This window comes from Thioclava sp. ISO4, from assembly GCF_058105145.1.
Genome location: NZ_CM176571.1, coordinates 1,986,708 through 2,009,758 on the forward strand (window position 1 = coordinate 1,986,708; position 23,051 = coordinate 2,009,758).

The window sequence follows — 23,051 nt, forward strand, 5'->3', positions numbered from 1 at the left end:
CGGTTCGCAAACCGCCCCGCCGAAAGATCAGTCGAGCGCTTTGAAGTTCAGCGCCGCACCTTCGTCCTTGATGCCCGAGAACCAGCGCGCCGTAACGGTCTTGGTCTTGGTGTAGAAGCGGAAGGCGTCGGGACCGTACTGGTTGAGGTCGCCGAAGGCCGACTTCTTCCAGCCGCCGAAGGTGTAGTAGCTCAGCGGAACCGGGATCGGGAAGTTGATGCCGACCATGCCGACATTCACGTTTGCCGCGAAGTCGCGCGCCACGTCGCCATCGGCGGTGTAGATCGCGGTGCCGTTGCCATAGGGATTGTCGACAACCAGATCGAGCGCCTCGTCATAGGTCTTCGTGCGCACCATCGACAGGACCGGGCCAAAGATTTCCTCTTTGTAGATGTCCATGTCGGGGGTGACGTTGTCGAAGAGCGACGGGCCGACGAAGAAGCCGTCCTCATAGCCCTGCAGCGAGAAGTCGCGGCCGTCGACGACGAGGTTCGCACCCTGATCGACACCCGAATTGATGAGCGACTTGATCCGCTCCTGTGCCTGCTTGGTGATGACGGGGCCGTAATCCACGTCGTCGCCGCCGGTATAGGGGCCGACTTTCAGCTTCTCGATCTTCGGAACGAGACGCTCAACGAGCGCATCCGCCGTGCCGTCGCCCACCGGAACCGCAACCGAGATCGCCATGCAGCGCTCGCCAGCAGCACCGTAGCCCGCACCGATCAGCGCGTCGGCAGCCTTGTCCATGTCCGCGTCGGGCATGATGATCATGTGGTTCTTCGCACCGCCGAAGCACTGCGCGCGCTTGCCGTTGGTGGCCGCACGACCGTAGATGTATTGCGCGATCGGGGTCGAACCCACGAAGCCCACGCCCTGGATCGTCTCGTGATCGAGGATCGTGTCCACGGCTTCCTTGTCGCCGTTGACGACCTGCAGCACGCCATCGGGAAGACCAGCTTCCTGCGCCAGTTCCGCGAGCATGATCGCGGTGGTCGGCACGCGCTCGGACGGCTTGAGGATCATCGCGTTACCCGAAGCGAGCGCCGGGCCCATTTTCCACAGCGGGATCATGGCGGGGAAGTTGAACGGCGTGATGCCGGCCACGACGCCCAGCGGCTGACGCATCGAGTAGAGGTCGATACCGGGGCCTGCGTCGCCCGTGTATTCGCCCTTGAGCATCGCCGGCGCGCCCATGCAGACCTCGATCACTTCGAGGCCACGCTGCACGTCGCCTTTTGCGTCGGGGATGGTCTTGCCGTGCTCTTTCGAGAGAGCCTCGGCGAGCTTGTCCATGTCGCGCTCGATCAGCTGACCGAATTTCATCATCACGCGGGCGCGGCGCTGCGGGTTGACCTTCTGCCATTCCAGCTGCGCTTTCGCGGCGTCGGCGGTTGCCGCGTCGAGCTCAGCCGGGGTGGCCAGCGCGACCTTGGCGATCTGCTCGCCGGTGGCGGGGTTGAAGACTTCGCCGAAGCGGCCGGACGTGCCCGCGACGCGCTTGCCGTTGATCCAGTGACCGATTTCTTCCATGAGACACTCCTCCTACAGATAACTTGGCTTGGGCGCACTCTAGCCTTGCGAAAATGAGCATAAAAGGGGAAGTAGTTCAAAAGCGTTTTGCATTTTTGCAAAGAGGGGCGCGATATGGACTGGGACGACCTGCGGATTTTCCTTGCCGTCGCAAGGGCCGAGAGCCTGTCGGGCGCCGGGCGGCGTTTGAAGCTGGACGCGGCCACGGTGGGACGGCGCATCGCGCGGCTCGAAGAGGGGGTGGGCGCGAAGCTCTTCGTGAAATCGCCGCAGGGCTACGCACTGTCGGAATCGGGCGACCGGCTCCTGCCGCATGCCGAGGCGGCGGAGCAGGTCTTCGCGGGCGCCGATGAAGAGCTGTCCGGCATCGCGGGCCAGTTGACGGGGCAATTGCGGATCGGCGCGCCCGATGGCTGCGCGAATTACCTTCTGCCACAGGTCTGCGCGAAGATCGCCGAGGACAATCCCGGGCTGGAGATCCAGGTCGTCGCCCTACCGCGGGTCTTCAACCTCTCGAAACGCGAGGCGGATATGGCGATCGCAGTGTCACGCCCGACCGCAGGCCGCCTGACCGTGCAGAAGCTGAGCGACTATCACCTCAGCCTCGCCGCCCATCGCGACTATCTCGCGAAGGCGCCTCCGATCACCTGCAAGGAGGATCTGCGCCATCACCGGATGATCGGCTATATCCCCGACATGATCTTCGACAAGGAGCTGGATTACTTCGCCGAGACCGAGGCCGAGGTGATGGGGCTCGCCTCGAATTCAGCCGCCGTGCAGACCCGGATGATCGAAGCGGGCGCGGGCGTGGGCATCGTGCATGATTTCGCGATCCCCTTCGCGCCGGGCGTTCAACGGGTGCTGGGCGACGAGATACGGCTCAACCGCGCCTTCTGGTTGATCCGCCATGCCGATGACCGCCGATCCGAGCGCCTGACCCGCTTCGCCGAAGCGCTGGGGCAGGGGTTGCGCGACGAGGTTGCGCGGCTTGAACACGCTGCGGTTGAAATATAATTGGCGGCCCCGTGAACCGCAAAGCCGTTGACAAATCTATGAAAGCAGTGGGACGCTTGAGTTTAGACGACGTTTTTCAAGGAGACGCCGATGCAGGTTATGCAGATTCTCAAGAACAAGGGCGAGATGGAAGTTTTCACCGTCGCCCCCGACATGAAGCTGAGCGAGGTCGTCGCCCTGCTTTCTTCCAAACGCATCGGTGCGGTGATCGTCTCGCAGGATGGGCAAACCGTCGACGGGATCGTCTCGGAGCGCGATGTCGTTCGTGAAATCGCCCGGCGCGGTGCCGATTGTCTGGTGATGACCGCCGGTGACGTCATGACCCGCGACGTCAAGCATTGCGCCCCGATGGACAGCACCGAAGAGGTGATGAGCCTGATGACCGAGGGCCGCTTCCGCCACATGCCCGTGCGCGAGAACGGCAAGATGGTCGGCGTGATCTCGATCGGGGACGTGGTCAAGGCGCGTCTGAACGAGCTCCATATGGAGAAAGAGTCGCTTCAGGGCATGATCATGGGCAACTGATGCCGCAATGCGGCATCTTCCCGCTTGCAATTAGCCACGCAATATAGTTGCGTGCGCTAACCTTTTTGGCGGGCGACGAGGGAGGATGCCATGCGGATCGGTCTTTACCCCGGAACTTTCGATCCGGTCACGCTGGGCCACCTCGATATCATCGAGCGCGCGATGGCTCTGGTGGACCGGCTCGTGATCGGGGTCGCGATCAACCGTGACAAGGGGCCGCTTTTCTCACTCGAGGAACGCGTCGCCATGCTTCAGGACGAATGCGCGAAGATCACCGACCGCCGCGGCGGCGAGATCGTCGTCCATCCCTTCGAAAACCTGCTGATCGACTGCGCCAAGGATGTCGGCGCGAGCGTGATCGTGCGCGGCCTGCGCGCGGTGGCCGATTTCGAATATGAATTCCAGATGGTCGGGATGAACCGCGCACTCGATTCCTCGGTCGAGACGGTGTTCCTGATGGCCGATGCACGGCGTCAGGCGATCGCTTCGAAACTGGTGAAGGAAATCGCGCGGCTCGACGGGGATGTCTCGAAATTCGTTACCCCCGCCGTGCGCGATGCCTTGGTCAAGGCTTACGCCAAGGCCTGATCAGCCGTTCGAGGCGGCGTTGCCCGACGTGCCGCTCTGCTGCGATTTCTGCTTCATCTGAGTGCTGCCGCTCGCATTTGCCGAGGATTTCGTGGCGTTGCCCGCCTGCTGCGGCAGGTTGTCGAGACCCCATTGGTCGATCACGACGGAATCCTCGACGCCTTTCAGCGCAAGGTTCGCCTCGTAGTAATTGCCCGATTTGATGAGCTTCGACGCGTCCTGCAGATGGACGAGCGACGCTTTCGCGGGCACCATCGCCGCCGAGATCGACACGTCGATATCGTTGTCCTTCAGCGTCTTGGCGGCGGCTTTCGCATTGCCTTTCGCCATCTGCTCATTGGCCTTGCCGACCGCTTTCTGGTTATCCGGCGTCACCGTGAAGCTTTCGCCAAGCGCGATGGAGCTGTCGAAGGGCAGGTAAGTCACGCCTTTCTTGCCCGCTTTCGAGGGCACGCCCCATTTGCTCTCGGCCTTCTCGGCGGCCTGCATTTTCGCGGTGGCGTCCTTGGTCATCTTGGTCGCCATGTCGGTATTGCCGTCGAAGATCGCCAGACGCGCCGCGCGCACTTCGCGCATCGCCGTGTAGGCGTCATTGACCGTGGTCAGCAAGTCCTTGTCGGTCGAGCTTGCCGTGGTCTGCGAGACCGCGTCATTACCTTGGCTCTGGGCGCTCTGCATCGCGGTGCCGCTTGAGTTGCTGTTGGCGTTGGTGGTGGCGGCATTGGCCATCTCGAAGCTCGCGGGGCCCGCGATCAGCGCGGAGGAGAGGGCGAGGGCGAGGAATTTCTTGCTGCGTTCCATGGGATATTCCCTTTCGTGATGGGGTTCAGCTAAGGCGGAGGCGCCGGGCGGCGCGCTCCATGGCCCTGAAACGTCCCGGATTTCAAAGGGTTCTATCACCATGCATCAAGGCTCGCGGCGCGGGTGAGAGGGCGCGTGCATGCTCTGCGAGCCGTGTGTGAGGGGTGAGCGCGAAAAGGGCGGCCCAAGATGGACCGCCCCTTTGGCTTTTTCGCAATCTGCAGGGCGGTGCCCCGATCACGCTCAGATCAGCTTGCCCATCGCGACGGCGGTGTCCGCCATGCGGTTCGAGAAGCCCCATTCGTTGTCGTACCAGCTCAGGATACGGACCATGCGGCCTTCCATGACCTTGGTCTGATCCATGTGGAAGATCGACGAATGCGGGTCGTGGTTGAAGTCGCTCGAGACGTTGGGTTTGTCGGTATAGCCGAGAATGCCTTTCATCGGGCCGTCAGCGGCGGCTTTGATCGCGGCATTGATCTCTTCGACGCTGGTGTCCTTGCCAGCCTCGAAGACCAGATCGACGACCGAGACATTCGGGGTCGGCACGCGGATCGCGACGCCGTCGAGCTTGCCATTGAGCTCCGGCAGTACCAGACCCACGGCTTTCGCAGCGCCGGTCGAGGTCGGGATCATCGACAGCGCGGCGGCGCGGGCGCGGTAGAGATCCTTGTGCATCGTGTCCAGCGTCGGCTGGTCGCCGGTGTAGCTGTGGATCGTGGTCATGAAGCCCTTCTCGATCCCGATCGCGTCGTTCAGAACCTTGGCGACGGGCGAGAGGCAGTTCGTGGTGCAGGACGCGTTCGAGACGACGAGGTCGTCTGCGGTCAGCGCACCGTCGTTCACACCGAAGACGATCGTCTTGTCGGCACCGCTGGCAGGGGCCGAAACCAGAACGCGCTTCGAGCCGTTCTCGAGGTGGAAGGCCGCCTTTTCGCGCGCGGTGAAGATGCCGGTGCATTCCAGCGCGACATCGACATCGCCCCAGGGCAGTTCCTTCGGGTCGCGGATCGCGGTGACCTTGATCTTGCCGCGGCCGGCATCGATCCAGTCTTCGCCGGTCGTGACCTCATGCGGGAATTTGCCGTGCACGGAGTCGAATTGCAGCAGGTGCGCGTTCGTCTCGACCGGGCCGAGATCGTTGATCGCGATCACTTCGATATCGGTGCGCCCCGACTCGATGATCCCGCGCAGCACGTTGCGGCCGATGCGACCGAACCCGTTGATGGCAACTTTAACCGTCATATCCGTCTCCTCTGGCTGGCTGCCCGGCAGGGAGTTGCACGGGCAGGTCTTCCGTTAACGCTAACAAGCGCGTTCAGCGCCGAAGGTCAACGGGGTGCAGCCAGATGCTAGCGCCAGAACGCGACATATTGAACGAGATCGGCAGTTTTTTTCGCCAGAAACAGCAGGATGCGGCCGTCATCGGCAAACACATCCGCCAAAATAAGCAAAATGAGGAGGGCCCCAAGCCAGAGCGCGATCCGATTGGTCATCTATCCCCTTCGCGCGCCCTTGTTTGGCGCGTCAGTGCACGAGTCGCCCCATCGCCCCGGCCACATCGGCCATGCGGCAGGAGAACCCCCATTCGTTGTCGTACCAGGCCAGAACGCGGACAAGCTTGCCCACGACCTTGGTCTGGTCCGGCGCGAAGATAGAGGATTGCTGCGTGTGGTTGAAGTCGATCGAGACCTTCGGTTCGGGGTCGTAGCCCAGCACCATGCCCATGTAGCCGGCGGCGGCTTCGCGGACGATCTCGTTCACCTCGTCACGGGTGACGGTCTTGCGCGCCTCGAAGGTCAGATCGACCGCGGAAACATTGGGGGTGGGGACGCGCAGTGCGGTGCCGTCGAGGCGGCCTTGCAGCTCGGGCAGCACCTCGCCGAGGGCTTTCGCGGCGCCCGTGGAGGTCGGGATCATCGCCATCGCCGCGGCGCGGGCGCGATAGAGATCCTTGTGGCGACGGTCGAGCGTGGGCTGATCGCCGGTATAGGAATGGATCGTCGTCATCACGCCCGATTCGATGCCGATCGTGTCGTTGAGCACCTTGGCGAGCGGCGCGAGGCAGTTCGTGGTGCAGGACCCGTTCGAGACGACGTGATGCGCGGGCGTCAGCTCGCGATGGTTCACGCCGTAGACCACGGTCTTGTCAGCATCGGTCGCAGGGGCGGAGACAAGAACCCGCTTCGCGCCGCGACCCAGATGGACGGCGGCCTTGTCGCGGGCGTTGAACTTGCCGGTGCATTCGAGGACGACATCGACGCCGTCCCAGTCGAGTTCTTCCGGGTCGTAGGTCGACATCACGTCGATCGGGCCGCGCCCGAGGTCGAGCGTGTTGCCCGCGACCTTCACCTGCCCGCCGAACCGGCCGTGGACGGAGTCGTATTTCAGGAGATGCGCATTGGTCTCGATCGGGCCGGTGGCGTTGATCTTGACGACCTGCACGTCGTTGCGCGCGGCTTCCGCGATATGCGCGAGCGTGCAGCGCCCGATGCGGCCGAAGCCGTTGATCCCGATGGTGACGGTCATGATGATCTCTCCGAAGCGCGTGATTTCGGCGTTGGATACCATTGCATGCAATTCGGGAAAAGGTTTTGAAACAGTATGTTAGCGTAAACACGCGGTGTTTGCGATAACATTGCGGGGCAGGGCGCGGCTTTGGCGCGAAGAGTGGCGCCGAACGGGGCGCAGCGACAGAATCTTTCGCTCAATCGTCGTCCTCTGCGACGAGGAATATCTCTCCCGCGGCTTCCATCTCCCGGATTGCGGCGACGACCGCGCTCATCGCCTCTTCGGCGTCTTTCTCTTTCACCTTGCCCAGATTCGCCATCTCGTCGCGCAAGCTTTGCGCCATGCGCTGGGACATGTTGGCGAGAATGAACTCCGCCGCGGGCTGCAACGGGCCCGTCGCCCCGGCAAGCGCGACGGTCAGCTGCGTCTGATCGACCACGCGCAGCACTTTCGGGATATCGCGTGTGTCGATGCGGGCGGGGATATTGGCGAAGGTGAAGATCGCCTTCTTCACCTCGTCGGCGAAGGACTTGTCCTCTTCCTCCAGCCCCTTGAGCACCGCGTCGCGGGTGGCCGAAGCCGAGTAGTTCAGGATTGCGCCCACCCGTTCCACCGGCCCGGAATCGAAGGCTTTGGGCGGGGTGGCATCCAGTTGCGCTGCGAGCGCCTGCCCGATCCGCAGCACGGTTTCGGGCGCGACATTCCCGGTCAGCGAGACCGCATAGGCGATCCGCCGCGCTTTCTCACCCGGCAGCAGCCCGAGCAGCTCGGCAGATTTCGCGACCGACAGTTTCGACAGCATCACCGCGCCCACTTCGACGCTTTCGCCTTCCAGCACGGGCAGAAGCACCTCTGCGGTGAGGCCCGCGATCCGCTGCCACGGGTCGGCGCGCGAGGAGCTGGAGGCCAGCCTGCGCAGGCGGTTCGAGGCCGAGGGGGAGAGCTGTCCGTCGAGCCGCGAGAGCGCGCCTTCCAGCCCGCCGGGGAAGGCGATGCCGACAGCCTCCAGTTCTTCGCAGAACTCTTCCACCACGCTGGTGATGGTGGAGCGGTCGACCAGACGCAGTTGCGCCACAGTCTCGGTCAGTTCGGTCTGTTGATCGTCGCTCAGCTCCGTCAGTGGCAATTTCAGCCCTTCGGAGGCGAGCAGCCGCACGATGATCGCAGCTTTCTGGCGCCGCGTAAGCGGTCCTGGCCGGGCGGATTTGTCGCCAGCCGAGTCGGACCCGGCCATATGACCGAGCGCCATGGGCGCGATCGCATTCACCGCGAGAACCTCCGTGCTGGGCACCGGCCGCGCGGGCGGCCAATGCGGTTTCGCGGTCAGCTTTGCACGGAGGCCGTTAAGACGGGATTACCGTCTCAGCGGTCAGCTGGACTGCAGGACGCAGGCACTCGCGTCCTTGTCCCAGACCTGGCCCTGCGGGCAGGACATGGAAGCCTGATGGCCGCTAAAGCACTCGGCCGACGCGGCCAGAGGTGCGAGGATCAGCACGGCGGCTGCAAGGATGGTTCGGGTCATCTGCAATCTCCCTTTGCTAGATGCCCTAGGGTAAGCCCGAATCGCACGCGCCGCCTATAGTCGGCTGACATAGGCGGCGCGGAACGGGCTTGTTTGTCGATTATTCGCCGAAAACGCGGGCGAAAATCGTGTCGACATGCTTGGTATGGTAGCCCATGTCGAACTTCTCGTTGATGCCGTCGACGCCGAGAGCGGCCACGACATCCTTGTCGGCGAGCAGCTGTTCGCGGAAATCGACGCGGTCTTCCCAGACCTTGAGCGCATTGCGCTGCACCATCGCATAGGCGTCTTCGCGCGACACGCCGGCTTGCGTCAGCGCCAGCAGAACGCGCTGGCTCATCACCAGACCGGGGAACTTGTTCATGTTCGCGAGCATGTTCTCGGGGTAGATGATCATCTTGTCGACGACGCCGGCCAGACGGTTCAGCGCGAAATCGAGCGTCACGGTCGCGTCGGGGCCGATGCCACGCTCGACCGAGCTGTGCGAGATGTCACGCTCGTGCCAGAGTGCCACGTTCTCCATCGCGGGGATCACGGTCATCCGCACGAGGCGCGCAAGGCCCGTGAGGTTCTCGGTCAGGACCGGGTTCTTCTTATGCGGCATCGCCGACGAGCCTTTCTGGCCCATCGAGAAGAATTCCGCACCTTCGAGCACTTCGGTGCGCTGCATGTGGCGGATCTCGATCGCGACGTTCTCGATCGACGACGCGATGACGCCCAGCGTGGCGAAGAACATCGCGTGACGGTCGCGCGGGATGACTTGCGTCGAGATCGGCTCCGGCTTGAGGCCGAGCATCTTGCAGACATGCTCTTCCACGCGCGGATCGATATTGGCGAAGGTGCCGACGGCGCCCGAGATCGCGCCGGTCGCGACTTCTTCGCGCGCGGCCTGAAGGCGCGCCTTGTTGCGATCCATCTCGGCGTAGAAGCGCGCGAAGGTCAGGCCCATCGTGGTGGGCTCGGCATGGATGCCGTGCGAGCGGCCCACGCGAACCGTGTCCTTATGCTCGTAGGCGCGCTTCTTCAGCGCCGCCAGAACCTTGTCGAGATCGGTCAGAAGGATGTCGGCGGCGCGCACCAGCTGCACGTTGAGGCAGGTGTCGAGCACATCCGACGAGGTCATGCCCTGATGGACGAAACGGGCCTCTTCCGAGCCAACATGTTCGGCCAGATGGGTGAGGAACGCGATCACGTCATGCTTGGTGACGGCTTCGATCTCGTCGATGCGGTCGACGTCGAATTCGACACCCTTGGCCTTCCAGACGGCCTCGGCATTCTCTTTCGGGATCACGCCCAGCTCGGCCTGAGCGTCGCAGGCATGCGCCTCGATCTCGTACCAGATTTTGAACTTGGTGGCGGGTTCCCAGATGTCGACCATCTCTTTGCGGGCATAACGCGGGATCATCGGCGGCCTCTTGATTGCGTGTGGTTGCGCGCTTGTTAGACTGCACCTGCCTTTGGGGCAAGGGAGAGCCAATGCCGCAGCTGTCGGATTTCGAGGGGAATTGGGTGCTGACGCGCCAAATCCTGCATGCGGATGGCAATGAGGCCCGTTTCGACGGTCATGCCTGCTTCGCGCCGGAAGGGGTCGGGCTGCATTATCGCGAGACCGGCGAGCTGGTGATGCCGGGCGGGCAGAGCTTCCATGCCGAGCGCAGCTATTTCTGGCGGGCCGAGGGCGGGCAGATCGCTGTGGCCTTCGAGGATGGGCGGCCCTTTCACAGTTTCGATCCGCTGAGCCCGGCCGCGAGCCATTGGTGCGATCCCGACGATTACCGGGTGAGCTATGACTTCGACGCGTGGCCCCGCTGGCGGGCGATCTGGCGGGTGCAGGGGCCGCGCAAGGATTACGAGATGATCTCCGACTATGTGCGCAGCGCGGGGTAGCCCTGACGCGGACGCTCTTGTCGCGGGCGGGGACGCGCGGCAATCTGCGGGGATGAAAGACCTTGTCGCCACACCGATCCTGCAAAACCGCCTGAGCTTCGCGCCCTGGGCCGACCCGCGCACCCGGCGGCTGCCGGGGGTGATCCCGGTCACCTATGAGGATTGGCTGGAGGTCGATGATGCCTATGCCGCGCAGATGGGCCTGCGCGACCGGTTGATCGGGGAGGCGCGCGAACTGGTGCTGGGCCTGTCGGATCACGGGCGACCTGCGGCGGAAGAGCTTTACGATCTGGTGCTGCCGATGCTTCCGGCGCTGGGGTTTGCCTGCAGCGCGGGGACGGTTACACGGCCCGATGGGGCGGTGGTTGCGCTGGATCGCACGGACCCGCTCGCCACGCTCGGGCGGCTGCTGCAATGCGATCTGTGCCTGATGGAAGCCGATGAGGCCGCGTTCGGCCATGCCGAGCATGTGCTGACCGGCGGCGTGCTGTGTTTTCCCTCGGGCTGGACGCTACGCGAGAAATTCATGCGCCCGATGATGCGCATTCACGAACCGATCGAGATCTATACCGACGATCTGGGCAAACGGGTGCAGCGCTTGCTCGATGGCGTACGTGAGGGCAGGGGGCTGATGCGTGGCACCGCCTCGCGCTCTGCCGCGCATCTGCATGATCCGCGCTCGGAATACGAATTCGCCCACGCGCCCGCCGACGCCCCTTATATACGGGTGGAGCGGCAATGCCTGTTCCGCCTGCCGCGCACGAATGCCGTGATCTTCTCGATCCACACCCAAGTAGTGCTGCCCGAAAGCCTGAGCCCGGATCAGGCGCAGGCCTTGGCCGAGCACCCGATCCGGCAGGCGGATTAAGCTTCCTGCATCAGCCGCCAGCGCGTCTCGGCCATATCCTGCGAGACCATGCCGGGGATCAGAAGCGCGTCGATCAGCCACCACAGGCCTGCGAGGCCAAGCGGGATGAAGCCGATCAGGATGGGCGACAGGAGCGTGCCGATCCCGGTCAGCGCCAGCATCACCACGCCGGAGAAGACGCGCCCCATATACATCCGGTGCACGCCGAGCATAGGCAGCATGAACCACAGCACATAGCCAAGCAGGGCCGATTTCTTCTCATTCGCGACGCGCTGCTCGATATAGAGGGCGCGGGCATCGTCTCGGGTCATGTTAATCTCCATAACATCTTCCCGATCGATATGGGCAGTCGGGCCCCGCGATCAAGAGGGTCGCGATCAGGAGGGGCCGAAAATACACCATATCGAGGGCGTGCGCAGGCGTCCGATTTCATAAGGCGTTAACCCAAAGTTACCTAGGGGAAGATTGGCGCTAATCGCCTTATGGGCGAGTGTCGTAATCCTGCGGGTTTCCTCAATACGTCGAAAATGTTGCCAATAAAACAACAAGATAAATAACGTTGATCGGCGGCTTGTGATTTTTTGCCGTGATCTCTTTATAGCCCCGAGCCGCAACAATTGTCGGCTTTGGTCACAATTATGGACGAATCAAAAGTAAAAACCGGGTTAAAGAAAAGCGGGCTTGAAAGTTCGCGCTCTGAGGTAGGGTAATAGGGGCGAAAATGTCGGATCTCTCGACCAATTTCGAGCTTGCAAGTGTAACGAGTACCAGCCGGGACCGGGCGCGCATTCTGCGTTATGAGGGCATGGGCAAGCGCCTGTTCGACATTCTCGCCGTGATCGCGATCCTTCCGGTTCTGCTGCCGCTGATCGCGCTTCTGGCGCTGGCGGTGCGCGCCGATGGCGGTCCCGCCTTCTATTCGCAGATCCGCGTCGGGCAGGGCGGCAAGCGCTTCCGCTGCTACAAGCTGCGCACCATGCATGTCGATGCCGAGGCGCAGCTCGTGCGTCTGTGCAACGAGAACCCCGCGCTCGCGCTGGAATGGTCGGTGAACCAGAAGCTCGACGACGATCCGCGCATCACCCGCATCGGTCGTTTCCTGCGCCGCACCAGCCTCGACGAGTTGCCGCAGTTCTTCAACGTGCTCTGCGGGACGATGAGCCTCGTGGGGCCGCGCCCCTTCATGCTCGATCAGGAAGCCAGCTACAAAGGTGCGATGGGCCGGGCCTATTACAAGATGCGCCCCGGCATCACCGGGCTGTGGCAGGTCGCCGGACGTTCGACCACCGCCTTCGTGGACCGCGTGCGCTTCGACGAACGCTATTACGCGAGACTGTCGCTGCTGAACGATCTGTGGCTCTGCGTGATGACCGTCGCCGTAGTGCTGCGCCAGACGGGCAAGTAATTCCAACACCGGTTGCGAGAGAGAGACGGCTTGTAACCTGCCAACGGGCGCTCCCTTCGGGGGGCGCCCATCGTCTTTCAGCCTTCGACTTGCAGGAAGCGCAGCCCGCCCTTGTCGAGCCAGGCCGCGCTCAAGAGCCCGGTCTCATAGGCGCCGGTATCGACCGCGATGCGGCCCTGATCGGCGACCGGTTGGTCCACGACCCAATGGCCGAAGGCGATCCAGACCCCGTCGCGCCGCGTCATCTGCCCGAACCGGGGATGGCCCCAGAGCAGCGCATCGCGGCTTTGGCGCTCCATCGGGTGATAGGGGTCGGCCCCCGCATGGGTCGCGGCGAAGCGCCCCTCGCGCCACATTGCGGGGCGCGCATCGAGCCATGCCAGCAGGTCCGGCCCCAGCGCGCGGGCGAGATCCATGCGCAGCGCGTCGAGCACCTCCGGGTCCGTCTCGCGCGGATCGGGCGGCGCGATGCCGTAGCTTTGCAGCGTCTGCAATCCGCCCACGCGCAGCCAGCCGGCGGTGCGCGCATCGGGAGACAGCAGGAAATCGAGCATCATCCGCTCGTGATTGCCCATCAGGCAGATCATCCGCGAGGGATTGGCAAGCTGCGCGGCATGCAGCGTCGCCAGAACCCGCGCCGAATTCGGGCCGCGGTCGATCATGTCGCCCAGCGTGATGATCCGGGCCTTTGCGCCTTGCGGTTCCTGCCCGATCCGCTCGAACATCTTGCCCAAGAGATCGGCGCGGCCGTGAAGGTCCCCGATCACGCAGATCGGCGCCTCCGGACGGGGCAGACCATTGGGTGCCGAGGGAGCGGTCTCTGGTTTGAGACGGGAGAGTAGAGAGCGCAACATATGGGGAAATCCGGAGTTATGCGGGGTGGAAACCAACGCGTGGCTGCGACATAACCGTCGTAAGACGTGAGCGAAAGGGGCTCACTTAAAAATGGGCGGCAAACCGCCCCCGTGGCAAGGGCGGGTCTTAAGCGGTATGGCGAGACGCATTCTGATCGTGGTGGAGAACCTGCCGGTGCCGCTGGATCGCAGGGTCTGGCTGGAGGCCACGACGTTGCGCGCGGCGGGCTACGAGGTCTCGGTGATCTGTCCGATGGGGCGCGGCTGGGACGCGGCTTACGAGGAAATCGAGGGCATCCATATCTACCGCCACCCCGCACCGCCCGAAGCCCATTCCGGCGCGGTGGCTTATGCGCGCGAATATTGGCATGCGATCAAGGCATGGTTCCGGTTGGCGAAACAGGTGAGGCGCGAGCGCGGCTTCGACGTGATCCAGGGCTGCAACCCGCCCGATCTGATCTGGCTTCTGGCCTGGCGCTACCGGCTGTCGGGCGTGCGCTACATGTTCGACCATCACGACGTCTGCCCCGAGTTGTTCGAGGCAAAGTTCGGCAAGAAGGGGCTCCTCTGGGCCGTGATGCGCATCTGGGAGCGGATCACCTTCGCCAGCGCCTCGGTGTCGATGGCCACGAATGAGAGCTTCCGCAAGATCGCGATCACCCGCGGCGGCATGGCGCCCGAGGATGTCTTCGTGGTCCGCTCCGCCCCGCGCGTCGAGACCTTCCTGCCCGGACCCGGCGATCCGGCCTATCGCAAGGGCGCGAAGACGGTGCTCGGCTATATCGGCGTGATCGGGCAGCAGGAGGGGATGGACCTTCTGGTGCAGGCGGTCGAGCATCTGGTGCGCAAGCTCGGCCACAGCGATCTGCATGTGGTGATCGTGGGCTTCGGCCCCGAACTGCCTACCGTGGAGGCCGACGTCGCGGCGCGCGGCCTGAGCGGTTATTTCACCTTCACCGGCCCGCTCTACGGCGAGGAGATGCTGGCGGCGATGAACGCGATCGATATCGGCGTCGCGCCCGACCCGAAAAACGCGATGAACGACATCTCCACGATGAACAAGGTCATGGAATACATGACGCTCGAGAAGCCCTTGGTGCAGTTCGAACTGACCGAAGGGCGAGCCTCTGCGGGGGAGGCCGCGCTCTACGCCCGCGCCAACGATCCGAAGGACTTCGCCGCCCGGATCGCGGCCCTGATCGAGGCGCCCGAACGCGCGCGTTCGATGGGGCGGTTGGGCCGGGCGCGGGTGCTCGATGCGCTGTCCTGGGATTTCTCGGCCCGACAGCTCCTTGCGGCCTATGATCGGATATTCTCCAAGCTGGGGAAATAAAGCCTGCTGATTGCGCGGAATTGTTTCTTATAAATCGTTCTTTTTGCTCAAGTTTCGCCAAGATTCCAGTTGCGCGCCGCCCCATTCGCGCCACAAACTCAAGGGGCGGACAGGGAGACGGTTCGCCCTATATCGTTAAGCATTCGGCTTGGAACTTATATGGCGCATTGGAGGACATCGGCGGTGGCGTTTACCGCACTGGTTGTGACCGGTGTGTCCAGCTCTGCCTTCGCGGGTGATCTGCGCGAAACCATGCCTCATGCGGCCGCTGATCTGACGGGCCGCGCGCTCTATGATCCGGTCGCCCATGCGCTCGCGACCGGGCTGACACCGGCGATGGCCGATGCGCGCGTCGATCGTGCGATCAAAGCCGTGGAAACCTGCCCGCTTGTCTTCGACACGCGCAACCCGATCCCGGGTTGCTGGGGCGGGACCGTCGCGCTGGGCTCGTAAGCCCGCTCAATCCGGAATCGAGGCGCTCAGCCGGGGCAGGGACTGCCCGATGAAGCGCGTCAGGCGCCGATCGGCTGCGCGGATATCCTCGTCGCGGCGGATCGGCGTGACATAGCGCACCAGCGCGCCATCGGTTCGCCCGCGCGTGATCCCATCCACGATCACCGACAGCTTCGCGCGCCAGTCGCTCGTCATCGCGCGGCCACGCCCGTCGAACCAGTAATAGACCAGTTGCCTGTTGAGCCCCTTGGTGATGATCGCGCGGTTGACCTCGAAGGGCGCGCGGTGGGGCAGGGCGATGCGATGCGGGCGGAAAGCGCTGACCTCCCAGCCGCCGACCGGCAGGCAGACCTCGGGGGAATGGATGCCGTCGCCTTGGCTCTGATCGGCATACCACGCGACGAACAGGTTCACCGGCGCGTCCTGAGCGGGATCGGCATAGACCGCGTTGAGATAATCGCTGGCTGCCAGCACAGTTTCCGTGGCTGGCTCCAGCGGGCGGCGCGTGCCTTCCCAGCCATCGATCTGCGTCGGGAAAGACGACAGCGGCGCGCGCTCGGGCGGAAGCGTCGTCATCTGCGGCAGGCCCGACCAGAGCGCCAGCGCGACCCCCGTCAGGATGACCGCCAGCCCGAGATCGCGCGACGGCGCGAGGTTGCGCAAGCGCCGCGCCTCAGGCGCGAAACGGCGATAGTCCAGATCGAGCGCCTCCGAGAGCGGTTTCGGCTCCGCCACCAGCCGCTGCAGCCCGATCGCGGTGAGGCTGAGGATCGCGATCGCGGCCCCAAAGATCACCCAGCCCTCGAAGACATGCAAAAAGCCCTCGGCCTGTTCGATCCCGTAAGCGTCGACGAGGATCGCGACCATACCGATGCGCAGCGAATTCAGCAGAACCGTCAGCGGCGCGGCCATCGCGAACAGAACGGCTTTGTGCCAGAACGGTCCGCGATAGAGGATGCCGAACAGGTAGGAAAAGCTGAGGATCGGGAAGAGATAGCGCAGGCCCGAACAGGCATCGGCCACCTGCAGCTTGTAGACGCCCAGATCGATCACATTGCCGCTCAGATGTACCGGGATGTCCGCGGCGCGCACCAGCATCACGCCCAGCTCCGATGAGACGAGCTGCAGGGCGATGGTGAGTTTCCAGTAGAGGATCTGCGGCAGCGGCAGCATGAAGATCAGATGCAGCACCGGCTTCCAGTGGCGTTTGCCCGCCTGCCAGCCCATGCTCAGCAGCACCGCGCCCATCATCCAGATAATCAGCGCATAGGTCACGAAATCGGCTATCTGCGCGCGGGTGCCGAAGACGGCGAGGGCGAGGGCGAGTGCCATCACCGCGACGCCTTGCCAGCGCTGCGGGCGGTCCTCCAGCGTGAGCGGTGCGTGATGCAATTCGCGCGCGAATAGATAGAGCGAAATCAGTGGGATCAGCGGCCCGTGGCTGTATTCCGGCGTGGACCATGCGGCCCCGAGGCTGGCGAGCCCCAATGCGAAGAACGGATAGGAGAGGACGGCCAGCGTCAGCAGGCCAAGCGTGCCCCATGGCAGGGCACGCACCTCGCGCAGAGGGGGGCTCGTGGTGATCATCTCGACTGCTCGCTCATAGGCCGTCTGACGCGGCGCTTAACATGAGCTTACCCTGCGAGAGCTTTGATCCAAAGACAAAATCAGCGTTGGGCCGGGGCCGGACGCGGGGTGTTGCCCGACGAGCCCTCTCCGGTCAGGGTAGCAAGCTGCGCCTTCGCGCCTTGCATCGCGGGCGGCAAGGGCTCGCCGGCAAGACGCAGCGCGTCGCGCAGGGCCGCTTCGGCCAGATCGGTCTCTTCCAGCGCGATCAGCACGGCGGCGTAGTGATATTGCGCGAGCGGGTTCTCCGGCAATCCGGCGGCGGCAGCGGCGAGCAGGGGGCGCGCGGCCCCGTAATTGCCCAGCCGATATTCCGCCCAGCCGTAGGTGTCCTTGAAGGCGGGTTCGGGCCGCTCGCGGAAGCGTTTGGCGATCTGCGCCGCACGCTCGAGGCTGGGCCGGTCGTCGCGATGGGTGCTCAGCAGGCTCGCGAGGTTATTCGCCACGATCAGGTCGCCGCTGTCGCGCGTATAGAGATCGTCATAGGTCGCGATTGCGGCGTCGAACCGGCCCGATTTCTCTTCCGAGCGCGCCCGGTAGAGCAGCAGCAGCGGATCGGCCTGCGGCGCCTTTTCGAGCGCGGTCTGGATCACCGCAAGCGCGTCGCCTTCACGCCCTTGGGCCGCAAGCAGGCGATAAAGCTGCCGGGCCGGGCGCGGATCGGCCGGGTCTTCATACATCAGAGTGCGCAGCCCGGTCTCGGCCCGGTCGGTGTCGCCCTGAATTGCACAGAGATTGGCCTCCAGCAGCCGCAAGCCGCGATTGTCGGGCTGCTCGTCCAGTTGCGCCTCGAGATAGGCGCGCGCCTCGCCGCCCCGCCCGGAGGCCAGTTGCGCCTGCACCACGGCCGAGACCGCCGCCGCCGAGACCACAGGGGCGGTGGTGACGCCGTCTTCGCCGGTCCCGGGCGTCTGCACCAGGGTTTTCAGCGTCTCGATCGCGCTCTCGCTGCGGCCGCGCCCCATCAGGATCGCGGCGCGGATCGACTGCGCCAGCGCCTCCGTGCCCGGGGCCGACGATGTGTCGAGCCGGTCGGCGATACGATGAGCGAGCATCCAGTCGCGATCGGCCAGCGCCAGATCGGCCTGCCGCTTGAGCAGTCCGGGGCTGTTGGGGGTGACCGCCACGGCCTCGGCCAGAACCGTCCGCGCGGCGCTGGCGCGGTCATGCGCGAAGAGGAAATCGACATAGCGGATCGCCTCGGGCGCGGCGCGCCCCGCCGCATCATAGGCTTGGCTGAAGCGGCCCATCGCCAGATCGGGCGCACCCTCGCGCAGATCGGCCTCGCCCAGCAGGGTCAGGGTCTGCGGATTGTCGGGGGCCTGCTGCAGCGCGCTGCGCAGATCGGTGATCGCCAGATCGAGGCGATCTTCCTCGATCCGCCACGCCGCGCGCTGCTGCAGGGCCGGGACGTTGGTCGGATCGGTCTTCAGGATCGCCGCGATCTCGGTCTTCGCCTTATCGCGCTGCCCGTCATGGTCGAGCATCCGGGCGTAAGCAGAGCGCAGCTGTCGCATCTCCTCGCTGTCGGGATGGCTCTCGATCAGCGCCTGCATCCGCGTCAAAGCCGCCGCCCGATCTCCGGCCTGAAAATCCAGATCGGCCCGCATCGCGGTAAAGATCGCCTCATTCGCCGCGCCCTTCGATTGCGCGATGAGCGAGTCGAGTTCCGCCCGCGCGGCCTCGGCGCCTTTCGCGCGGGCCAGAAAACGCACGAGTTCCAGATAGCCGCCCGTCTGCTGCTCGCGGTCGGTCGCAAGCTTGCGCAGAAAACGCGCCGCCCCCGCCGGATCGTCGCGCAGCACATACCACGCGATGAGGGCGGTGCGGGTTTTCGGGTCTTCGGGGAACAGCCCCTGCATCACTTCGAGCTGCGCGCCGATCTCTGCGCTCGACCCACGCTTCGAGATCAGCTCCAGCTTGAGAACCTGCAACCGGTATTGCGCCGGATCGCGGGCCAGCGCCGCATCGAGCGCGGCCAGCGTCGCGGCGTCGTCGCCCTGGGCGTTGCGCGCGTCGATCAGCACATGCCAGCCGGTCGGTATCTCGGGATGCGCCGCGGTCAGCGCCTCGGCCTGCGCCGCGATCTCGGACTGGCGGCCCGTGTCGCGCGACAGGCTCGCCTTCCGCAGATCGAGCGCGAGCTGCACCGCCTGCGCGCCGGGATCGTCGGGCGCGAGTTCCAGTACCGCGTCGACCTGTTTTTGCGCGCGCGGCAGGTTGCCCGTGCGCAGCGACAGCTCCGCAAGGATGCGATGCACCTCGACCGTCTCGGGATATTGTTCGAGCAGACGCAGATATTGGCTGAAGGCTTCCTGCAGGCGTCCCTGCGCCAGCAGCAGATCGGCATAGGCGCGCCGCGCGGCCTTATGGGTGCCGTCATATTCGAAGACGTTGCGCAGCTCGACCATCGCGCGGACGGGATCGCCCTCGGCCAGAAGGGTCTCGGCCGATTGGTAATGGGCTTCGGCCTTGTCTGCGTCGCTCTTGCAGCCGCTCAATGCGAGCGCCGCGCAAAGCGCGAAAAAGCTCGCGCGCGCATACTGGTATCGGGGCATCTGTCTTGCCTGCTCTGCTACTGCGCTCTGACTGGCGCTTGGCAGAAAGGCTAGCTGCTCCGACGTCATCTATAAAGAGATTTGAACGGCGCCCCCCTGTCTAAATAGCCAGTTTTCCTAGGAATAGACGCGTTTTTGCGACAGTTTGGCCTCAGCCACTCGCGAATTCCTCACGAATTCTTGCGTAAATCGGGGAGATGCCGCTTACTGGCGCAAAGAAATCCCAGAGGCCAAAGGCCCGGTACAGGCATGAACGAAATCTACACCGAATTCTTCGGGTTGGCAGAACGTCCTTTTTCGTTGCTGCCTGATCCCGATTTTCTGTTCTGGTCTCCAGAGCATAAGCACGCGGCCACGATGCTCGAATACGGGCTGTTCTCGCGCGCGCCGATCACGCTGATCACCGGCGAGGTGGGGGCGGGCAAGACGACGCTTCTGCGTCACCTGATGGCGACGATCTCCGAGGACGTGACGATCGCGCTGGTGTCGAACGCGCGCGGCTCGCGCGATGACGTGATCCGCTGGATCATGCTGTCGCTCGGCCAGCGGGTGGAGGCGGGCGAGGATTACGTCCTGATCTACGACCGGTTCCAGCAGCTTCTGATCCAGGAATATGCCGCCGGGCGGCGCGTCGTGGTGGTGATCGACGAGGCGCAGAACCTCGATGCGGGCGTGCTCGAAGAGCTGCGCATGATCACCAATATCAACGCCGACAAGGACGAGCTGGTGCAGCTGATCCTGATGGGGCAGCCGGAACTGCGCGATCTGATCGCACGGCCAGAGCTGCGCCAGTTCGCGCAGCGTGTGTCTTCCGGCTTCCATCTCGGGCCGATGCCCGCCGATTGCGCGCAGCCCTATATCGCCCATCGCCTGCAGGTCGCAGGTGCGACGCGCGAAATAATCACCCCCGAAGCCGCGCAGAAACTGCACGCCCATTGCGGCGGCCTTCCGCGGTTGATGAACCAGTTGGCCGATCTGGGCATGGTTTATGCCTATTCGGCGCGTGCGGAGATCGTCACCGGCGAGATCATCGACAGGGTGATCGAGGACAACGTCTTCTACCTGCCGGTCGAGACCCAGCGCGCCAAGCCGCGCGTGATCGCGCCCGCGCCGGACACTGCAGTGACCGCCGAGGCCGCGCCCGCCTTCCTCCACAGGGGAGGGCGCTGATGCGGGAACTCCGCTTCTATACTGCCCTGTTTGCCCGGCGGATCCACTGGCTTTTGCTGGCGGTGCTGCTGGGCGCGCTTGTCGGTCTGGCGGCGGGGCGGATGATCACGCCGATCTACGAGGCCAATGCGCTTCTCGTCGTCGAGGGCGATCGCATCCCCGACGGTCTCGCGGCCTCGACCGTGCGCACCGACACGAATGCCAAGCTGCAGGTGATCCGCAAGCGGGTGCTCTCGCGCGAGAGCCTGCTCGACATGGCCCGGCGGATGGCGCTGTTCCCAGACCTGCGCACCGAGTCCGGCGCGCGCGATGCCGATGCGGTTTTCGAGGCGCTGCAGAACTCGGTCGAGATCGAGATCTCCGAGCAGAGCAAGTCGCGCTCCGCCCCGAAAGACGCGACCTTCATGACGGTGTCCTTCCGCGCCGGGGCTCCGGCCCGTGCTGCGCGGGTCGCGAATGAGCTGGTGACGCGCATCCTCAAGGAAGACAGCGACATCCGCACAAAGGCCGCGCGCGACACGCTCGATTTCTTCTCGCGCGAGGTGGATCGGCTGGAAGGCGAGCTGGCGAAATCCTCCAGCGCGATGTTGCAGTTCAGGCAGGAGAACGGCGACGCGCTGCCCGAGGAATTGCCGCTGCTGCGCGATCGTCTCGCTGCCGTGCAGGCGGGCGCGGAAACCCGGCTCGCGCATGTGAACGAGACCGAGACGGAGATCGACCGGCTGGTCCGGCTGCGCGAAGCGGCGGGACGTGTGGTCGACCGAGACGCGATCTATCCGCCCGCCTCGCGTGAACTGTCCCGGCTCGAGGCGCAGCGCGACGCGCTCAAACCGCTGCTGCCCGCCGATGATGCACGCCTTGCGGCGCTGGGCGCGCAGATTCAGGAATTGTCGCAGCAGGTGGCGCTGCCGCTGCCGAAAGCCAACTCCGCCTTCGAGAGCCGTCTGCGCGAATTGACCGATACGCTTTTCGTCGCGCAGGCCGCAGGCGATGCCGCCGATCTGAAAATCGCGCAACTCCGCGAGGCGATTGCGAAAGTGCCCGCCAACGCATCGGCGCTCGAGGCGCTGCGCCGCGACCACGACAATCTCGCCGATCAGTACGACAGCGCCGTGAAAGCGCGCGCCGTGGCCGAGACCGGCGATACGATCGAGTCGCTGGCCAAGGGCGAGAAACTGACCGTGATCGATCAGGCAGTCGCACCGGGAGAGCCAGTGAAGCCCAATCGCAAGACGCTCGCGCTGGCAGGCGTCGGGGCAGGGCTGTTGCTCGGTCTCGTGGCGGTCGCACTCAAGGAATTGCTCAGCACCGGAATCCGTCGCCCCGAAGACCTGCAGCGCCATCTGGGGATCTCGGCCTTCGCGACGCTGCCCTATCTGAGCACGCCCGAAGACGCGCGCCGTCGTCGCCGCAAGGTACTGGTCTCCGGCTCGATGGTCGGCGCGGCTTTCGTCGCGGTCGTGGTGCTGTTCGGCGCGTTCTACATGCCGCTCGACCGGCTGTTCTGAGGCAAGGAGGCGAGAGATGGCGGAAAGATTGCGAGACGCGATTGCCAAGGCCCGCGCCGCCCGCACGGGCCGCGCAGCCTCCGAGCCTTCGGTCCGGGCGCAGGTTGCCCCCGGCAGCAACGGCATCACGGCGGGCGCGTGGCAGGCGCTGACGCCGATCGCCCCGAATTTGGGGCGGCTGCGCGGCAAACGCATCGTCAGCCCCGATGGCAGCGCCGAGAGCGCCCCGATCGACCTGATGCGCACCAAGATCGTGCAGCAGATGCGGGCCAATGGCTGGCGGCGGCTGGCGATCACCTCGCCCTCGGCGGGCTGCGGGAAATCGACCGTCGCGCTCAATCTCGCGCTGAGCCTCGCACGACAGCAAGAGCGGCACACGCTGCTCATCGAAGCCGATTTCCGCAAACCCTCGCTGTTGAAGCTGCTCGACGCGCCGCGCGGGCCGCAGATCTCCGAGGTGCTTGGCGGGACGGCCGAATTTGCCGATCACGCGTTGCGTCTGGGCGGAAACCTCGCGATTGGCGCGAATAGCAAGCCGGTGGAGACCCCGGCCGAACTGATCCAGTCGCGCAGCGCCGCTGAAGCGCTGGAGCGGATCGAGACGATCTACGCCCCCGACCTGATGATCTTCGATACCGCGCCTGTGCTGGTCAGCGACGATACGCTCTCGCTCGCCGCCCATGTCGATTGCGTGCTGATCATCGCCGCGACCGAAGAGACCACGATTCGGGAAATCGATATCTGTGAGCGCGAGCTGGCTGAGCGCACCAATGTGATGGGCGTCGTGGTCAACAAATTCCGCTTCGCCGCCCCCGAATATGGCTACGCCTATGGCTACGGCTACGGGGCCGCGACGGAGGAGGACTGAGCGGCCGGCCGCTTTGCCTTCGGTCACGCC

General features: G+C 64.6%; 23 protein-coding genes. 11 read left to right on the forward strand and 12 right to left on the reverse strand.

Going from position 1 to position 23,051, the window contains the following annotated elements; all coding sequences use genetic code 11:
• Nucleotides 1-27: 27 nt before the first annotated feature.
• Entirely contained in the window at nucleotides 28-1,530 is a 1,503-nt protein-coding gene (locus tag AC2TZ7_RS09805; RefSeq protein WP_489866753.1) for a CoA-acylating methylmalonate-semialdehyde dehydrogenase, read from the reverse strand.
• Nucleotides 1,531-1,644: 114 nt separating this feature from the next.
• On the opposite strand from AC2TZ7_RS09805, the gene AC2TZ7_RS09810 reads away from it, so the two are divergent.
• The 3 genes from AC2TZ7_RS09810 to coaD all read left to right on the forward strand — a co-directional run bounded on the left by AC2TZ7_RS09810 (nucleotide 1,645) and on the right by coaD (nucleotide 3,657).
• Entirely contained in the window at nucleotides 1,645-2,544 is a 900-nt protein-coding gene (locus tag AC2TZ7_RS09810) for a LysR family transcriptional regulator (RefSeq protein ID WP_078519397.1), read from the forward strand.
• Nucleotides 2,545-2,634: 90 nt separating this feature from the next.
• A complete protein-coding gene (locus AC2TZ7_RS09815) occupies nucleotides 2,635-3,069 on the forward strand; it encodes a CBS domain-containing protein (protein ID WP_098410589.1) in 435 nt (144 codons plus the stop codon).
• A 90-nt stretch (nucleotides 3,070-3,159) separates the two neighbouring features.
• A complete protein-coding gene (coaD, locus tag AC2TZ7_RS09820; RefSeq protein ID WP_098410590.1) occupies nucleotides 3,160-3,657 on the forward strand; it encodes a pantetheine-phosphate adenylyltransferase in 498 nt (165 codons plus the stop codon).
• Here coaD and AC2TZ7_RS09825 read toward each other — a convergent pair whose 3' ends face one another.
• The 7 genes from AC2TZ7_RS09825 to purB all read right to left on the reverse strand — a co-directional run bounded on the left by AC2TZ7_RS09825 (nucleotide 3,658) and on the right by purB (nucleotide 9,896).
• Entirely contained in the window at nucleotides 3,658-4,458 is an 801-nt protein-coding gene (locus tag AC2TZ7_RS09825; RefSeq protein WP_489866754.1) for a YfdX family protein, read from the reverse strand.
• 243 nt (nucleotides 4,459-4,701) lie between these two features.
• Entirely contained in the window at nucleotides 4,702-5,703 is a 1,002-nt protein-coding gene (gap, locus tag AC2TZ7_RS09830; protein ID WP_489866755.1) for a type I glyceraldehyde-3-phosphate dehydrogenase, read from the reverse strand.
• A 107-nt stretch (nucleotides 5,704-5,810) separates the two neighbouring features.
• Nucleotides 5,811-5,954 (reverse strand): glyceraldehyde-3-phosphate dehydrogenase, encoded by a 144-nt coding sequence (locus AC2TZ7_RS09835; protein ID WP_078546665.1) that lies wholly within the window; start codon nucleotides 5,952-5,954, stop codon nucleotides 5,811-5,813.
• 31 nt (nucleotides 5,955-5,985) lie between these two features.
• Nucleotides 5,986-6,987, reverse strand: coding sequence for a type I glyceraldehyde-3-phosphate dehydrogenase (gap, locus tag AC2TZ7_RS09840; RefSeq protein WP_078519392.1), 1,002 nt, complete (start codon nucleotides 6,985-6,987; stop codon nucleotides 5,986-5,988).
• Nucleotides 6,988-7,165: 178 nt separating this feature from the next.
• Nucleotides 7,166-8,203 (reverse strand): flagellar motor switch protein FliG, encoded by a 1,038-nt coding sequence (locus tag AC2TZ7_RS09845; protein ID WP_489866803.1) that lies wholly within the window; start codon nucleotides 8,201-8,203, stop codon nucleotides 7,166-7,168.
• Between the two features lie 135 nt (nucleotides 8,204-8,338).
• The gene (locus AC2TZ7_RS09850; RefSeq protein WP_098410593.1) at nucleotides 8,339-8,491 is read right to left on the reverse strand and encodes a chitin-binding domain-containing protein; all 153 of its coding nucleotides are present in this window, start codon (nucleotides 8,489-8,491) and stop codon (nucleotides 8,339-8,341) included.
• A 100-nt stretch (nucleotides 8,492-8,591) separates the two neighbouring features.
• A complete protein-coding gene (gene purB, locus AC2TZ7_RS09855; RefSeq protein WP_489866756.1) occupies nucleotides 8,592-9,896 on the reverse strand; it encodes an adenylosuccinate lyase in 1,305 nt (434 codons plus the stop codon).
• A gap of 71 nt (nucleotides 9,897-9,967) precedes the next feature.
• Here purB and AC2TZ7_RS09860 point away from each other — a divergent pair, with 71 nt between their 5' ends.
• Nucleotides 9,968-10,378 carry a DUF6314 family protein gene (locus AC2TZ7_RS09860; RefSeq protein WP_489866757.1) on the forward strand — a complete coding sequence of 137 codons (411 nt, stop codon included), beginning with the start codon at nucleotides 9,968-9,970 and terminating at the stop codon, nucleotides 10,376-10,378.
• Between the two features lie 52 nt (nucleotides 10,379-10,430).
• Nucleotides 10,431-11,246 (forward strand): heme-dependent oxidative N-demethylase family protein, encoded by an 816-nt coding sequence (locus AC2TZ7_RS09865; protein ID WP_489866758.1) that lies wholly within the window; start codon nucleotides 10,431-10,433, stop codon nucleotides 11,244-11,246.
• On the opposite strand, the gene AC2TZ7_RS09870 is transcribed toward AC2TZ7_RS09865, so the two are convergent.
• Nucleotides 11,243-11,557 carry a TM2 domain-containing protein gene (locus tag AC2TZ7_RS09870; RefSeq protein WP_075774515.1) on the reverse strand — a complete coding sequence of 105 codons (315 nt, stop codon included), beginning with the start codon at nucleotides 11,555-11,557 and terminating at the stop codon, nucleotides 11,243-11,245. The two genes, AC2TZ7_RS09865 and AC2TZ7_RS09870, sit on opposite strands and share 4 nt — an antisense overlap.
• Nucleotides 11,558-11,967: 410 nt before the next feature.
• Between AC2TZ7_RS09870 and AC2TZ7_RS09875 the strand changes: the two genes are divergently transcribed.
• The gene (locus AC2TZ7_RS09875) at nucleotides 11,968-12,651 is read left to right on the forward strand and encodes a sugar transferase (RefSeq protein WP_489866759.1); all 684 of its coding nucleotides are present in this window, start codon (nucleotides 11,968-11,970) and stop codon (nucleotides 12,649-12,651) included.
• A gap of 77 nt (nucleotides 12,652-12,728) precedes the next feature.
• Here the strand turns inward: AC2TZ7_RS09875 and AC2TZ7_RS09880 are convergent, their stop codons facing one another.
• Nucleotides 12,729-13,418, reverse strand: coding sequence for a metallophosphoesterase (locus AC2TZ7_RS09880; protein WP_255266432.1), 690 nt, complete (start codon nucleotides 13,416-13,418; stop codon nucleotides 12,729-12,731).
• A gap of 223 nt (nucleotides 13,419-13,641) precedes the next feature.
• Between AC2TZ7_RS09880 and AC2TZ7_RS09885 the strand changes: the two genes are divergently transcribed.
• Together AC2TZ7_RS09885 and AC2TZ7_RS09890 are read left to right on the forward strand one after the other, a co-directional pair.
• A complete protein-coding gene (locus tag AC2TZ7_RS09885) occupies nucleotides 13,642-14,838 on the forward strand; it encodes a glycosyltransferase family 4 protein (RefSeq protein ID WP_489866760.1) in 1,197 nt (398 codons plus the stop codon).
• A 183-nt stretch (nucleotides 14,839-15,021) separates the two neighbouring features.
• Nucleotides 15,022-15,291 (forward strand): hypothetical protein, encoded by a 270-nt coding sequence (locus tag AC2TZ7_RS09890; protein WP_489866761.1) that lies wholly within the window; start codon nucleotides 15,022-15,024, stop codon nucleotides 15,289-15,291.
• Nucleotides 15,292-15,297: 6 nt separating this feature from the next.
• Here the strand turns inward: AC2TZ7_RS09890 and xrtD are convergent, their stop codons facing one another.
• Complete coding sequence (gene xrtD / locus AC2TZ7_RS09895; RefSeq protein ID WP_489866762.1) at nucleotides 15,298-16,878, reverse strand: VPLPA-CTERM-specific exosortase XrtD; 1,581 nt, start codon at nucleotides 16,876-16,878, stop codon at nucleotides 15,298-15,300.
• An 80-nt stretch (nucleotides 16,879-16,958) separates the two neighbouring features.
• The gene (locus AC2TZ7_RS09900) at nucleotides 16,959-19,475 is read right to left on the reverse strand and encodes a tetratricopeptide repeat protein (protein ID WP_489866763.1); all 2,517 of its coding nucleotides are present in this window, start codon (nucleotides 19,473-19,475) and stop codon (nucleotides 16,959-16,961) included.
• A gap of 249 nt (nucleotides 19,476-19,724) precedes the next feature.
• On the opposite strand from AC2TZ7_RS09900, the gene AC2TZ7_RS09905 reads away from it, so the two are divergent.
• The 3 genes from AC2TZ7_RS09905 to AC2TZ7_RS09915 are packed head-to-tail and all read left to right on the forward strand — an operon-like array spanning nucleotide 19,725 to nucleotide 23,021.
• A complete protein-coding gene (locus AC2TZ7_RS09905) occupies nucleotides 19,725-20,645 on the forward strand; it encodes an ExeA family protein (protein WP_489866764.1) in 921 nt (306 codons plus the stop codon).
• Nucleotides 20,645-22,153, forward strand: a complete 1,509-nt coding sequence (locus tag AC2TZ7_RS09910) for a GumC domain-containing protein (RefSeq protein ID WP_489866765.1) — start codon at nucleotides 20,645-20,647, stop codon at nucleotides 22,151-22,153. The genes AC2TZ7_RS09905 and AC2TZ7_RS09910 overlap by 1 nt, the downstream gene beginning before the upstream one ends.
• A 16-nt stretch (nucleotides 22,154-22,169) precedes the next feature.
• Entirely contained in the window at nucleotides 22,170-23,021 is an 852-nt protein-coding gene (locus AC2TZ7_RS09915) for a CpsD/CapB family tyrosine-protein kinase (protein WP_489866766.1), read from the forward strand.
• The last annotated feature ends 30 nt before the right edge of the window (nucleotides 23,022-23,051 follow it).

Excerpts from the sequence above, each read along its gene's own strand:
- purB (WP_489866756.1), bottom strand. The coding sequence starts at position 9,896 with ATGATCCCGCGTTATGCCCGCAAAGAGATGGTCGACATCTGGGAACCC.
- xrtD (WP_489866762.1), bottom strand. The coding sequence starts at position 16,878 with ATGATCACCACGAGCCCCCCTCTGCGCGAGGTGCGTGCCCTGCCATGG.
- AC2TZ7_RS09905 (WP_489866764.1), top strand. The coding sequence starts at position 19,725 with ATGAACGAAATCTACACCGAATTCTTCGGGTTGGCAGAACGTCCTTTT.
- AC2TZ7_RS09805 (WP_489866753.1), bottom strand. The coding sequence starts at position 1,530 with ATGGAAGAAATCGGTCACTGGATCAACGGCAAGCGCGTCGCGGGCACG.
- AC2TZ7_RS09825 (WP_489866754.1), bottom strand. The coding sequence starts at position 4,458 with ATGGAACGCAGCAAGAAATTCCTCGCCCTCGCCCTCTCCTCCGCGCTG.
- coaD (WP_098410590.1), top strand. The coding sequence starts at position 3,160 with ATGCGGATCGGTCTTTACCCCGGAACTTTCGATCCGGTCACGCTGGGC.
- AC2TZ7_RS09860 (WP_489866757.1), top strand. The coding sequence starts at position 9,968 with ATGCCGCAGCTGTCGGATTTCGAGGGGAATTGGGTGCTGACGCGCCAA.
- AC2TZ7_RS09865 (WP_489866758.1), top strand. The coding sequence starts at position 10,431 with ATGAAAGACCTTGTCGCCACACCGATCCTGCAAAACCGCCTGAGCTTC.
- AC2TZ7_RS09885 (WP_489866760.1), top strand. The coding sequence starts at position 13,642 with ATGGCGAGACGCATTCTGATCGTGGTGGAGAACCTGCCGGTGCCGCTG.
- AC2TZ7_RS09915 (WP_489866766.1), top strand. The coding sequence starts at position 22,170 with ATGGCGGAAAGATTGCGAGACGCGATTGCCAAGGCCCGCGCCGCCCGC.
- AC2TZ7_RS09875 (WP_489866759.1), top strand. The coding sequence starts at position 11,968 with ATGTCGGATCTCTCGACCAATTTCGAGCTTGCAAGTGTAACGAGTACC.
- gap (WP_078519392.1), bottom strand. The coding sequence starts at position 6,987 with ATGACCGTCACCATCGGGATCAACGGCTTCGGCCGCATCGGGCGCTGC.
- AC2TZ7_RS09845 (WP_489866803.1), bottom strand. The coding sequence starts at position 8,203 with ATGGCCGGGTCCGACTCGGCTGGCGACAAATCCGCCCGGCCAGGACCG.
- AC2TZ7_RS09810 (WP_078519397.1), top strand. The coding sequence starts at position 1,645 with ATGGACTGGGACGACCTGCGGATTTTCCTTGCCGTCGCAAGGGCCGAG.
- gap (WP_489866755.1), bottom strand. The coding sequence starts at position 5,703 with ATGACGGTTAAAGTTGCCATCAACGGGTTCGGTCGCATCGGCCGCAAC.
- AC2TZ7_RS09815 (WP_098410589.1), top strand. The coding sequence starts at position 2,635 with ATGCAGGTTATGCAGATTCTCAAGAACAAGGGCGAGATGGAAGTTTTC.
- AC2TZ7_RS09870 (WP_075774515.1), bottom strand. The coding sequence starts at position 11,557 with ATGACCCGAGACGATGCCCGCGCCCTCTATATCGAGCAGCGCGTCGCG.
- AC2TZ7_RS09850 (WP_098410593.1), bottom strand. The coding sequence starts at position 8,491 with ATGACCCGAACCATCCTTGCAGCCGCCGTGCTGATCCTCGCACCTCTG.
- AC2TZ7_RS09900 (WP_489866763.1), bottom strand. The coding sequence starts at position 19,475 with ATGCCCCGATACCAGTATGCGCGCGCGAGCTTTTTCGCGCTTTGCGCG.
- AC2TZ7_RS09910 (WP_489866765.1), top strand. The coding sequence starts at position 20,645 with ATGCGGGAACTCCGCTTCTATACTGCCCTGTTTGCCCGGCGGATCCAC.
- AC2TZ7_RS09835 (WP_078546665.1), bottom strand. The coding sequence starts at position 5,954 with ATGACCAATCGGATCGCGCTCTGGCTTGGGGCCCTCCTCATTTTGCTT.